Source organism: Mesorhizobium sp. LNHC221B00, assembly GCF_000502935.1.
In the GTDB taxonomy this organism is placed as follows: Bacteria; Pseudomonadota; Alphaproteobacteria; order Rhizobiales; family Rhizobiaceae; genus Mesorhizobium; species Mesorhizobium opportunistum.
The window spans coordinates 58,187-70,532 of record NZ_AYWR01000021.1 but is presented as its reverse complement, the minus strand read 5'-3'; the positions used below and the strand labels follow the sequence as shown (position 1 = coordinate 70,532).

The 12,346-nt window shown below is 63.2% G+C and carries 12 protein-coding genes and 1 pseudogene; 11 read left to right on the top strand and 2 right to left on the bottom strand.

From position 1 onward, the window contains the following. Position 1: 1 nt before the first annotated feature. From X741_RS0135630 to X741_RS143665, 6 genes and pseudogenes are all read left to right on the top strand, one after another. A pseudogene (locus tag X741_RS0135630) lies at positions 2–385 on the top strand (prolipoprotein diacylglyceryl transferase); the annotation flags it as partial. Next, positions 382–1,470: a class I SAM-dependent methyltransferase gene (locus X741_RS143645; RefSeq protein ID WP_023779607.1), complete on the top strand. Its 1,089-nt coding sequence runs from the start codon at positions 382–384 to the stop codon at positions 1,468–1,470. The pseudogene X741_RS0135630 and the gene X741_RS143645, both read left to right, overlap by 4 nt. A gap of 103 nt (positions 1,471–1,573) precedes the next feature. After that, a complete protein-coding gene (pgeF, locus tag X741_RS143650; protein WP_023779606.1) occupies positions 1,574–2,368 on the top strand; it encodes a peptidoglycan editing factor PgeF in 795 nt (264 codons plus the stop codon). Continuing rightward, the gene (locus tag X741_RS143655; protein ID WP_023779605.1) at positions 2,368–3,519 is read left to right on the top strand and encodes a Xaa-Pro peptidase family protein; all 1,152 of its coding nucleotides are present in this window, start codon (positions 2,368–2,370) and stop codon (positions 3,517–3,519) included. The genes pgeF and X741_RS143655 overlap by 1 nt, the downstream gene beginning before the upstream one ends. 43 nt (positions 3,520–3,562) lie before the next feature. After that, on the top strand, positions 3,563–4,177 hold the full coding sequence (locus X741_RS143660) for a hypothetical protein (RefSeq protein WP_031250358.1): 615 nt from the start codon (positions 3,563–3,565) through the stop codon (positions 4,175–4,177). A gap of 156 nt (positions 4,178–4,333) precedes the next feature. Continuing rightward, a complete protein-coding gene (locus X741_RS143665; RefSeq protein WP_023768826.1) occupies positions 4,334–5,269 on the top strand; it encodes a ribose-phosphate pyrophosphokinase in 936 nt (311 codons plus the stop codon). A 67-nt stretch (positions 5,270–5,336) separates the two neighbouring features. On the opposite strand, the gene X741_RS143670 is transcribed toward X741_RS143665, so the two are convergent. Next, the gene (locus tag X741_RS143670; RefSeq protein WP_023779603.1) at positions 5,337–6,221 is read right to left on the bottom strand and encodes a helix-turn-helix transcriptional regulator; all 885 of its coding nucleotides are present in this window, start codon (positions 6,219–6,221) and stop codon (positions 5,337–5,339) included. 150 nt (positions 6,222–6,371) lie between these two features. Here X741_RS143670 and X741_RS143675 point away from each other — a divergent pair, with 150 nt between their 5' ends. Beyond that, the gene (locus X741_RS143675; protein WP_031250357.1) at positions 6,372–7,607 is read left to right on the top strand and encodes an MFS transporter; all 1,236 of its coding nucleotides are present in this window, start codon (positions 6,372–6,374) and stop codon (positions 7,605–7,607) included. Between the two features lie 70 nt (positions 7,608–7,677). On the opposite strand, the gene X741_RS143680 is transcribed toward X741_RS143675, so the two are convergent. Beyond that, the gene (locus X741_RS143680; protein WP_023779601.1) at positions 7,678–8,535 is read right to left on the bottom strand and encodes an alpha/beta hydrolase; all 858 of its coding nucleotides are present in this window, start codon (positions 8,533–8,535) and stop codon (positions 7,678–7,680) included. Between the two features lie 149 nt (positions 8,536–8,684). Between X741_RS143680 and X741_RS143685 the strand changes: the two genes are divergently transcribed. The 4 genes from X741_RS143685 (at position 8,685) to pth (ending at position 12,167) form a co-directional block, all read left to right on the top strand. Further along, positions 8,685–9,110, top strand: a complete 426-nt coding sequence (locus tag X741_RS143685) for a MarR family transcriptional regulator (protein WP_031250356.1) — start codon at positions 8,685–8,687, stop codon at positions 9,108–9,110. A gap of 272 nt (positions 9,111–9,382) precedes the next feature. Then, positions 9,383–10,342, top strand: a complete 960-nt coding sequence (locus X741_RS143690; protein ID WP_245272770.1) for a hypothetical protein — start codon at positions 9,383–9,385, stop codon at positions 10,340–10,342. Positions 10,343–10,746: 404 nt separating this feature from the next. Then, positions 10,747–11,385 carry a 50S ribosomal protein L25/general stress protein Ctc gene (locus X741_RS143695; protein ID WP_023768833.1) on the top strand — a complete coding sequence of 213 codons (639 nt, stop codon included), beginning with the start codon at positions 10,747–10,749 and terminating at the stop codon, positions 11,383–11,385. A 23-nt stretch (positions 11,386–11,408) separates the two neighbouring features. Next, positions 11,409–12,167, top strand: a complete 759-nt coding sequence (pth, locus tag X741_RS143700) for an aminoacyl-tRNA hydrolase (RefSeq protein WP_023779598.1) — start codon at positions 11,409–11,411, stop codon at positions 12,165–12,167. Positions 12,168–12,346 lie beyond the last annotated feature (179 nt).

Sequence of the window (12,346 nt, the reverse complement as noted above, 5' to 3'; positions counted from 1 at the left end):
NATCAATTCGGAACTCTGGGGCCGGCCGACGGACGTGCCCTGGGCAATCGAATTTCCCAATGGCGGGCCGTTTGCCCGCCATCCCAGCCAGCTCTACGAGGCCCTGCTCGAAGGCGTCGTGCTGTTCCTCGTGCTGCGCATCCTCACCCATTCACGCCTCAAGCTGAAGACGCCGCGCTTCGTCGGCGGCGCCTTCATCTGCGGCTATGGCCTGTCGCGCATCTTTGTCGAGTTCTTCCGCGAACCAGACCAGCAGCTCGGCTACCTCCTCGGCACCAACTGGCTGACCATGGGCATGATCCTGTCGACGCCGATGGTGCTGGCCGGCATCTGGGCAATGGCCACCGCCAAGCCGGTGACGCAAGCAGAGCCGCAGGCGACATGACGCGGCTGAAGACCCGCATCGTCGACCTGATCGAGGCGACGGGCCCGATCCCCGTCAACGAATACATGGCGATGTGCCTGTTCGACCCCGCGGACGGCTACTACACGACGCGCGAGCCCTTCGGCGTCGCCGGCGACTTCATCACCGCGCCTGAGATCAGCCAGATGTTCGGCGAACTCGTCGCCGTCTGGCTCTACCAGGCCTGGGCTGCGATCGGCCGGCCGATGCCGGTCACCATCGCCGAGATCGGTCCTGGCCGCGGCACGCTGATGAAGGACATGCTGCGCACCTTGTCGCGGCTCGAACCTGACCTGGCCAACGGCGCTGCCTTCGCCATGATCGAGACCAGCCCGCGCCTGGCCGGGATCCAGAAGCAGACGCTTGGCGCGACGCCCTTCGCGGTTGGCTGGCACGAAACAATCGACACGCTGCCGCGGCAGCCGCTGTTGATCGTCGGCAACGAATTGTTCGACGCCGTGCCCACCCGCCAGTTCGTCCGTGCCGGCGCCGGCTGGCGCGAGCGCATGGTCGGCCTCGACGACAAAGACGAGCTTTGCTTCTTCGCCGGCGCCGGCTCGGTCGATCCGACGCTGCTCCCCGCCGACGCCGGCGAGGCACCACAAGGTGCCATCGTCGAAGTTGCACCGGCCCGCTCCGCCCTGATGGCGGCCATTGCCGAGCGCATATCTAGTCATGGCGGCGCCGGGCTGTTCCCTGACTACGGCCATCTGCAGCCGGGTGTCGGCGACACGCTGCAGGCGCTGCGCAAGCACATTCACGAAGATGTGCTGGCCAATCCCGGCGAAGCCGACCTCACCTCCCATGTCGATTTCGCCGCCCTTGCCGCAATCGTGCGCGCGCATGGCCTCGACGCCTATCTGTCGAGACAGGGCGATTTCCTGCTCGGCATGGGCATTCTCGAGCGCGCCGGCCGGCTTGGCGCCGATGCCGGCCAGGCGGCGCGCGACAAGATTGCCGACGACGTCGAACGCCTCGCCGGCCCGCAGGCGATGGGCGATCTGTTCAAGGTGCTTGCCATCGTCCCGCGTGGCGTGGCCGTTCGCCCCTTTGCCACGGCGGATTGACTTTTCACCGTTACCCCTCCCAATCTCCCGTCCGGCAAAAGAGCGGTGGAACCGCCGGTCGCTTTTTCTTGACGAAACCGCCCACACGGACAACAACGCCCGCATGCTGAATCAGACCAAACCGGATCCCGTTCGGTCGCCGCTGCTGGACAAGGCGCAGGCACAGGGCATCCGCCATGGCTATTTCACCCGCATAGGCGGCGTCTCGACCGGCATCTACCAGGGCCTCAACGTCGGCACCGGGTCGGATGACGACCAGGCGCTGGTGGCCGAGAACCGCCGCCGTGTCGCCGCCTGGATGGGCGTGCCGCCGAACCATCTGTTGACCGCCTGGCAGGTCCATTCGCCCGACGTCATTGTCGCCAGGGAACCCTTTTCCGGCGAACGGCCCAAAGCCGACGCCATCGTTACCGACCGGCCGGGTATCGCCATCGGCGCCTCGACAGCCGATTGCGGCCCGGTACTCTTCGCCGACATGGAAGCGCGCGTCATCGGCGCGGCGCATGCCGGCTGGAAAGGCGCTTTCACGGGCGTGCTCGAAAACACCATCACCGCCATGGAAGGCCTCGGCGCCCGGCGCGAAAACATCATAGCCGTGCTCGGCCCCTCGATCGGCCCCGAAAACTACGAGGTCGGACCGGAATTCGTCGCTCGCTTCGTCGAGGCCGATGCGGAAAATTTCGGCTATTTCGCGCCTTCGGCACATGCCGGCCATGCCATGTTCGATCTCAACCGCTATACGGTCGACCGGCTGGCCAGGGCCGGCGTAAAGGCTGAGGGCCTCGGCCGCTGCACCTATGCCGAGGAAGATCTGTTCTACTCCTACAGGCGCACCACGCACCGCAAGGAGCCCGATTACGGCCGGCAGGTTTCGGCCATCGTTTTGGAGAAGGAATAATGGCGCTGCATTTTGAACGATCGGAATTCGACGCGCGGCGCGACCGGCTGATGATCGAGATGGCCGAAAAGAAGCTCGACGCCATGCTGCTGTTCGCGCAGGAAAGCATGTACTGGCTCACCGGCTACGACACGTTCGGCTTCTGTTTCTTCCAGTGCCTGGTGGTGAAGGCCGACGGCTCGATGGTGCTTTTGACCCGCTCGGCCGACCTGCGCCAGGCACGCCAGACCTCCATCATCGACAACATCGTGCTGTGGACCGACCGCGACGGCGCCAATCCGGCGGTCGACCTGCGCAATCTGCTCAACGATCTCGACCTGCTCGGCGCCCGCATCGGCGTCGAATACGACACCCACGGCCTGACCGCCTTCAATGGCCGGCGGCTCGACGAGCAATTGCAGACCTTCGGCCAGATCGCCGATGCATCCGGCATCGTCGGCCGGCTGCGCCTGTTCAAGAGCCCGGCCGAGGTCGCCAAGGCCGAGAGGGCCGCCAACCTCTCCGACGACGCGCTGGACGCGGCCTTGCCGCTGATCAAGCAGGGTGGCGACGAAGCCCTGATCCTGGCTGCCATGCAAGGTGCGATCTTTGCCGGCGGCGGCGATTATCCGGCCAACGAGTTTATCATTGGCTCCGGCATCGACGCGCTGCTCTGCCGCTACAAGGCCGGCCGCCGCAAGCTAACCAAGAACGACCAGCTGACGCTGGAATGGGCCGGCGTCTTTCATCATTACCATGCGCCGATGATGCGCACGGTGCTGACCGGCAAGGTCTCGAAGCGCCATCAGGAACTGTTCGACGCGGCCCGCGCTGCCCTTCTTGCCGTCGAAAAGGCAATGACACCGGGCAACAGTTTCGGTGACGTGTTCGATGCCCACGCCCGCACCATGGAAGCGCATGGCCTGACCAAGCATCGGCTGAACGCCTGCGGCTACTCGGTCGGTGCCCGCTTCACCCCGTCCTGGATGGACATGCCGATGTTCTACCAGGGCAACCCCGAGCCGATCTCGCCGAACATGACGCTGTTCGCCCACATGATCATCATGGATTCCGAGGCGGAGACGGCAATGACGCTTGGCCGCACCTATCTGACCACCGAATCCCAGCCGAAGCCGCTGTCCCGCCATGATCTCGACTTGATCGTACAGTGAATCCATAATGGGAGGCGTTCTTCGCCAAGGAGTTAGAAGGCAAATGAGACGATCGCATGTGACGACCGTGTCATTGCTTGTGGCATTGGCTCTTGCCGCCTGCACCAACGCAAAGGACGTTCTCGAACCTTCCGCCATCACCCCGCCGGCGGCCTCGGCGCCGGGAGCGCAAGGCGCGGCCACTGTTCCCGCGCCGTCATCGACGGCCACCACCACCGCCGGCGCTCCTGCGACCACTGCCGCGCCGCTGACATCGGCCCAAAGCGCCGCCATCCTGTCGAAGACACGCCTGCAGATCGCGCCGATCGTCGGCGCTTCGGTGGAAGCCGCCACGCCGCTGACGGCCGAACTGCAGACGCGGGCCAAGCAGCGTGGCATCACGCTGGCCGGCAGCCAGGATCAGACCGGAACCCATGTGCTCAAGGGCTATTTCTCGGCGATCTCCGAAGGCAAGGACACCACCGTCATCTATGTCTGGGATGTCTACGACCCGGCCGGCAACCGGCTGCACCGCATCAATGGGCAGATGAAAGCGCCTTCGGTCAATTCCGGCGGCAGCGCCGACGCCTGGAAAGCGGTGGCGCCGGCCACCATGCAGGCGATTGCCGACCAAACGATCGACCAGTTCACGGCGTTTCTCGGCGGCAAGGCCGGCTGAGGTGTTGCCCGCCAGTGATGAGCGTGCAGTTTTCCTAGGCTTAGCCGGCGGATTCCCCATCTCGGCGCTTGCAATACGGGCGCGGGCCGCTAAAAGCCCGGTTAAAAGGTGCAGGAGAGTCTGTCCGGGTTCTCCATCCTCCACCAGGAACGGTGCATGAAACTCTTCGCGGGCAATTCCAACAGGGTGCTGGCCGAAGCGGTCGCCCGCTATCTCAACATCCCGCTGGGCAAGGCCACGGTCAGGCGCTTCGCCGACCAGGAAATCTTCGTCGAAATCCAGGAAAACGTGCGTGGCGAGGATGTCTTCATCCTGCAGTCGACCTCGTTCCCGACCAACGATCACCTGATGGAACTGCTCATCATGATCGATGCCTTCATGCGTTCGTCGGCAAAACGCATCACGGCGGTCATCCCCTATTTCGGCTACGCCAGGCAGGACCGGCGCGCCTCCGGCCGCACGCCGATCTCGGCCAAGCTGGTCGCCAACATGATCACCCGTGCCGGCGTCGACCGCGTCTTGACCCTCGACCTGCATGCCGGCCAGATTCAGGGCTTCTTCGACATTCCGACCGACAACCTGTTTTCGGTGCCGGTGATGGCCCGCGATGTGAAGGCGAAATACAAACAGCTCGGCAATGTCGTGGTGGTGTCGCCCGACATCGGCGGCGTGGTGCGGGCCCGCGCGCTGGCCAAGCGCTTCGACGCCCAGCTCGCCATCGTCGACAAGCGCCGTGAGCGCCCGGGCGAATCGGAAGTCATGAACATCATCGGCGCGGTCGCCGGCAAGGACTGCCTGCTGATCGACGACATCGTCGATTCCGGCGGCACGCTGTGCAATGCCGCCGACGCGCTGCTGGCCAACGGCGCCACCAGCGTCACCGCCTACATCACCCATGGCGTGCTGTCGGGCGGAGCGGTAGCCCGCATCAGCGGCTCGAAGCTGCAGGAACTGGTTATCACCGATTCCATCCAGCCGACGCAGGCCGTGCTCGACGCGCCCAACATCCGCGTCATCTCGATCGCCGACCTGATGGGCGAAGCCATCTCGCGCACCGCGACCGAGGAATCGGTGTCGAGTCTGTTCGATTAGAGTAATTCCAGGAAAAGTGTAAAACGGTTTTCCGTCCCGGAATTACGTCTAGACTAGACAGCTGCCGCTACGGCGCGGGGCTTTCCAGCCGAACCGGGCCGACCAGGCGACGAGCGACCTCGACGCTTTCGCGTGCGCCGCGCATATAGCCGCGCGGCGAGGTGCCGAGCATCCGCTTGAACATGGTGATGAAGGCCGGCACGCTGTCATAGCCCAGGTCGAGCGCCACCCTGGTGATCGGCTCGCCATCGGCGAGCCTCGGCAGCGCGGCGAACAGGCAGGCCTGCTGGCGCCACGTCGACAGCGACAAGCCGGTCTGGCGCTGGAAGGCGCGGGTGAAGGAGCGGCGGCTCATGCCTGCGGCATCGGCCCACTCGTCGATCGTCGCGTGCGGCGAGGGCGCGGCGACGAAGCGCCGGCAGAGCACCGCCAGCCTCGGATCGGACGGGAACGGCAGCCCAAGCGGCCGCTCCGGCAAGGTCGGGATTTCGTGCAGCAGCAGGTTCATGATCAACCCGCCGCGCCCTTCCAACTCACCGCCCTGCGGCAGTTTTTCCGATTCCACGATCAGGCTGTGCATCAAATCGGTGACGCCGACGACGCGCAACCCTTCGGGCAGTCCGGCGATCGCGCCTGGCATGACATAGACCGAGCGCATCGAGACATCGCCAAGCATTTCGACGGAATGCTCGGTGCCGGCCGGAATCCACATCGCATGGTCGGGCGGCACCATCCAGCGCCCGTGCCGCGTCGTCACCAGCACGACGCCGACCAGCGCATGCAGCAACTGGCTGCGGCTGTGGCGGTGCTGGGGCACGCGGTAGCCGTCGGGATATTCGGTCGGCAACGCCACCGCCGGCCCGGCCACCTGCTCCAGCCACTGCCAGCGGCTTTCGTGCAATTTGCCGAGGTCGGTATTGCCGGCGCGAAAGATTTCCCTGCCATGCGGCATCTTCTCTGGCCCACTCGCGAAACTATTGGACCAAACCACGAAAGAAGTCGCGCGGCAAGCAGCTTATAAGGCAACCGTCCCTAGGGTGGCCGCAGAGCGTCCGCCAGATTGCCCGCGGGCGTGCCCGCCAAAAAGACCACGGAGCCTATCTTGACCGATACGACAGCCACCAGCGTCGCTTCCCCCGCGACCGCCGCTTCAGCCCAGGCGACGGCCTTCACCGTCATCCTGGCGGTGAGCCTGTGCCACTGCATCAACGACATCATGCAGTCGCTGCTATCGGCCATCTATCCGCTTCTGAAAGAGAACTACGGCCTCGATTTCTGGCAGATCGGCCTGTTGACCTTCACCTTCCAGGTGACGGCATCCCTGCTGCAGCCGATCATCGGCATGGTCACCGACAAGCGGCCGATGCCCTATTCTCTGCCCTACGGCATGGCCTCGTCGCTGATCGGCCTGGTCGTGCTGGCCTATGCCGGGCATTACTACCTGCTCCTGATCGGCGCCTCGCTGATCGGCATCGGTTCGGCCATCTTCCACCCGGAATCCTCGCGCATCGCCCGCTTCGCTTCCGGCGGCCGGTTCGGCCTGGCGCAATCGCTGTTCCAGGTCGGCGGCAATTTCGGCCAGTCGATGGGCCCCTTGCTGGCCGCCTTCATCGTCGTGCCCTTCGGCCAGACCAGCATCTCCTGGTTCGCCGTCGGCTCGCTGATCGGCATCGTCATCCTGTGGCAGGTCGGCGGCTGGTACAGCCGCCTGCGCGCCGCGCAAGGCAATCGCAAGGCGGCAAGCTTCGTCTCGCCCTTCCCGCGCCGCAAGGTGATGAACGCGTTGATCGTGCTGACGCTACTGGTGCTGAGCAAGAACGCCTACATCGCCAGCCTCGCCAGCTACTACACCTTCTATTCCATCCATAAGTTCGGCGTTTCGGTGCAGATGTCGCAGGTCATGCTGTTCCTGTTCCTCGGCGCCTCGGCGCTCGGCATCCTGCTCGGCGGCCCGTTCGGCGACCGCTATGGGCAGAAGGCGATGATCTGGTTCTCGATCGTCGGCGTGCTGCCGTTCACGCTGGCGCTCCCTTACGCCAATTTGGAATGGACGATGGTTCTGACGGTGCTGATCGGGCTGATCCTGTCCTCGGCCTTCTCCAACATCGTCGTCTTCGCCCAGGAACTTGTGCCCGGCCGCGTCGGCATGATCGCCGGCATCTTCTTCGGCTTCGCCTTCGGCATGGGCGGCATCGCGGCTGCCGTGCTCGGCGTCGTCGCCGACATGAAGGGCATCGATTTCGTCTTCCAGATCTGCTCGTATCTGCCGTTTCTTGGATTGCTGACCGTGTTCCTGCCCAACATGAAGGAAGCCAGGAAGGCACAAGCGGCCGCCTAGATCAGACCGGAAACCCACACAAGGAAAAGCACCCACCAGACGGCGGGTGCTTTTTTCGTTCCGAACGGCCTTATGCCTTGAAGAAGGCCAGCAGGTCGGCGTTGATGACGTCCGCGTGGGTTGTCGCCATGCCATGCGGAAAACCCTTGTAGACCTTGAGCTCGCCCTTCCTGAGCAGCTTGATCGACAGCAGCGCCGAGTCGGCGATCGGCACGATCTGGTCGTCGTCGCCATGCATGACCAGCACCGGCACGTCGATTGCCTTCAGATCCTCGGTGAAGTCGGTTTCCGAAAAGGCCTTGATACAATCGTAATGCGCCTTGGTGCCGCCCATCATGCCCTGGCGCCACCAATTGTCGATGACGCCCTGCGACACCTCTGCACCCGGACGGTTGAAGCCGTAGAACGGGCCGGCCGGAACATCGCGGAAGAACTGGGCGCGGTTGGCGGCCTGGGCGGCGCGGAAACCGTCGAACACCTCGATCGGCAGGCCGCCGGGATTGGCTGATGTCTTGAGCATGATCGGCGGCACCGCGCCGATCAGCACCGCCTTGGCGACGCGCCCGCCGGCACCGTACTGCGCCACATAACGCGCCACTTCGCCGCCCCCGGTCGAATGGCCGACATGAATGGCGTCCTTGAGGTCGAGATGCGCGACAAGTGCCGCGACGTCGGCGGCGTAAGTGTCCATCTCGTTGCCGACATCGGTCTGCGTCGAACGGCCGTGACCACGCCGGTCATGGGCGATGACGCGGTAGCCCTGCGCCAGGAAGAACAGCATCTGGGCGTCCCAATCATCGCTGCTCAACGGCCAGCCGTGATGGAAGACGATGGGCTGACCGGTTCCCCAGTCCTTGTAGTAGATCTGCGTGCCATCCTTGGTGGTGAACGTGCCGCTGCCCGAGCCAGACTTTGTCTGCGAAGCCATCTCAAATCTCCTTTAATTGTTATCGCGATAAACAATGTCGCGACACCAATACCGCTAACGCAACTCGAAGGCCTTGTCTATAAAAATATGTATCACGATATCATTTTTCGTGGTATGCATCTCGTGATTAATCGGCAAAGGAATGCGTCGTGCCTCTCCCGTTGGACAATCAGCTCTGCTTCACGCTCTATGCCACCTCGATGGCGATCAATCGCACCTACAAGCCGATGCTGGACGAGATGGGGATCACCTATCCGCAATATCTGGTGCTCAACGCGCTTGGAGAGGCCGACGGCATGTCGGTCGGCTCCATCGCCGACCGCCTCGCTCTGGAATCGAGCACCATCACACCGTTGGTGAAGCGCATGGAGCAGGCGGGGCTGGTCACCCGCCAGCGCAGCCGGGCCGACGAGCGCCAGGTCCAGGTCGACCTGACACCAGCCGGACGCTCGCTGCTCGTCCAGTGCAACTGTCTGAACGAGACCCTGGTCGAGCGCTCGGGCATGACGCTGGCTGAGCTGGACGCCCTGAACCGGCAGATCCAGGCACTGCGTGACGCCTTGATCAGCAAATAGGCCCGCAGGTTAGTCTTCTGTGTTCAGGCTCGCACGAAACGAAATTGGAACAACCGATTCATGCGGAATGACCTGTAGTCTTTCTATTCTGCTATAGGGTATTGCACGTGCAATGCTGCAGAAAAGGCGGGGTAAATGGGCGTCAACAACCCCAAGATAAGTGGCTTCGTCATAACCTACAACAGCGGGGAAATTCTCAAGACCTGCTTGCGTTCATCCCGCCTCGAGAAGACGTTGAAAAAGATCCGTTCGCACTTGACGGGAAGAAGGCGTTGACGCTGGAAAACGGTGCGCCTGGATTCGACATGCACGCTCCCCCGCTTCGTGTTTTGACCCTTCTGGTGCGTCACGGGCCCCAGAAGTATCCGACCGCATGGCAGGACTTGCGAGCTATGTTCGCCCACCAGTTGCCGGACGTCGCGCATCGCATGCTCGTGATCGACAATTCGTTGCCGGTCGGTCATGGCTCCGATCTCGACCGCGAGGTCGAACTGATCGGCGCGTCGAACGTCGATTGGGAGTTCTCGGCGTGGGACTGTGGCATCAATCATATCGGTGCCAAACTTCATGACTACGATCTGGTCCACTTGGCCACTTCGGCCTTCGCGGCATCCACACCTGACCATCTCAAGTTGATTGATCGCGGTTCGTTACGGTCGCTGCTTGGCTTACAAGGGGCGCTGGGCCGCATTGATTTTCACGACGAGGCTATCTCGATTTTCGGAATCGCTTCGCAGGCATGGCTCCGCAGTTCGTTCATCTTGATGCGCCCACGACAACTCAGCAGCCTGGGATCTTTGGTAAGCGTCGGCAGGAACACCCCGATTTTCAGCGGGAACCCCCGGCAGCCCTTCCGTGAAGACGCGCCGATCTCGCAAGGATGTCAGCGGTTTTTGCTGCGTTGGCTCACCGGCGACGGGGGCAGCAAATGGACTGTCTGGCATTCCAGGTTCGATCTTACGCCTGAAACGCTGCCGTTTTTCGAGAGCAAGGCCCGGGCCATTCTCAATGAGCATATGCTCACCAACCGGTTGCTGGCCAATGGATGCGCGCCTGTCGACATGACATGGCTGGCGCTGAAGGTTCGGGCAGCAAGCACGGAACCCGGCAATTATGTTCCGGACTGGAATATTCCGGACTGGCGCGTGCAGATCACCTCCCGAGCACGACCCAAACGCACTTTGACCCAGAAGCTCCGCCGCCAGTGGCTTAAGCTCATGTCGCGGCAGTAGTGCCTACCATCGGCTGTTGCCCGCGCGCTCGGGCACGGCGCTGGCTGAGCTTGGCGCGCTAATCCGGCAGATCCAGGCACTGTGTGAGGCGTTGATCCGCGATCAGGACTAGCCGGGCCCGCGACCGGCCTCGCTCTATCGCCTAACGGGTCGGCTATTATCTGGGGCTGGCGACCGCCCCGCCATGGCTTGCACGCCTGCCCGCCTTCCGCTATAGAGCCGCCACCCGCGTAGACACCCTTGGAGGCAACGCGGCGGAAGGCTGCCTTCCCCTTGTGATCCCGAACAAAGGTCCGCGTGAGCGGCTGCCGGCATTCGGACATCCAGGACTGGCGGCTTTCGACGTTTACGGCTTGGGCACATTGCCCGCCGCAAACGCTCCATAACACGCGAAAGGAAAAGCCATGAGCCACGATACTTACGAGCTCAAGGCCGAAGCGCGCGAACAGGTCGGTAAGGGGTCCGCCCGTGCAGTTCGCCGCAACGGTAAAGTGCCTGCAGTAATCTATGGTGATAAGCAGCCTCCCCTGGCGATCGCTCTCACCTACAAGGACATCTACTACAAGATCCATGGCGGCGGGTTCCTGACCACGATCGCCACGATCGATGTCGACGGCAAGAAGATCCAGGTCCTGCCGAAGGACTTCCAGCTCGACCCGGTCAAGGATTTCCCTGTCCATGTCGACTTCCTGCGCATCGGCAAGGACACCGAGGTCAATGTCGATGTGCCTGTCCACTTCATCAATGAGGACAAGTCGCCCGGCATCAAGCGCGGCGGCGTGCTCAACATCGTGCGGCACGAAGTCGAGTTCCACTGCCCGGCCAATGCGATCCCGGAGTTCATCACCATCGATCTCACCGGCACCAACATCGGCGATTCGATCCACATCTCGGCGGTCAAGCTGCCGGCCGGCGTCAAGCCGGTGATCTCCGACCGCGACTTCACCGTCGCAACCATTGCCGGTTCGTCGGCGATGAAGCCGGAGACGGAAGAGACGGTCGAGGTTGCACCGGAAGCGGCTCCGGCCGCCGAAGAGAAGTAACTCTTTCACGCCTGGAGCTGACGATGCCAGAGAAGACAGCGCTTGTCTTTGCAGGCCTCGGCAATCCGGGCGCGAAATACGCTGACAACCGGCACAATGTCGGGTTCATGGCGGCGGACGCAATCGCCCGCCGCCATTCCTTCTCGCCCTGGTCGAAGAAATTCCAGGGCCTGATCGCCGAGGGCACACTCGGCGGCGAAAAGATCATCCTGATCAAACCGCAGACCTTCATGAACCTGTCCGGCCAGTCGGTCGGCGAATTGCTGCGCTTCTACAAGCTTGGCCCCGAGGCACTCACCGTCTTCTACGACGAGATCGACCTTGCAGCGGGCAAGGTTCGGGTCAAGGTCGGTGGCGGCTCCGGCGGCCACAATGGCATCCGCTCGCTCGACCAGCATGTCGGCAAGAACTTCCGCCGTGTTCGCATCGGCGTCGGCCATCCCGGCGTCAAGGAGATGGTGCATGGCCATGTCCTCGGCGACTTCGCCAAGGCCGACCGCGAATGGCTGGACGTTCTGCTCGACACCATAGCCGACGATGCCGGCTTGCTGGCCAAGGGCGACGACAATTCCTTCATGAACCGGGTAACGCTCGCCTTGCGCGACAAGCTCGTGCCGACCGGCGACGATGACCGCCCGCCACCCAAGGCCCCCAAAGTGCAAGGCCCTAAGGCCCAGAGCCACATCCGCCAGGCGCGCCCGCAGCAGGCACCGGCCAAGCTACCGGAAAGTGGCCCGATGGCCGCCATGCTGAAAAAGCTGTTCGGCAAAAACGACGGCTGAAACGGCTGCCGCCGGGCGATCATTCCCGGAGCGAACGAACGCCGGCTGACAATTTCAGACCGCCACGGCTGATGCATCCCTGACCACGCGATCGCCTGCATAGAGCTGCCGGAATTTGTCTGGATTTGCCCCGCGGAAGCAGCGAGTACGGCCTCAAGCCTCCCGACCGATGCGGCTTG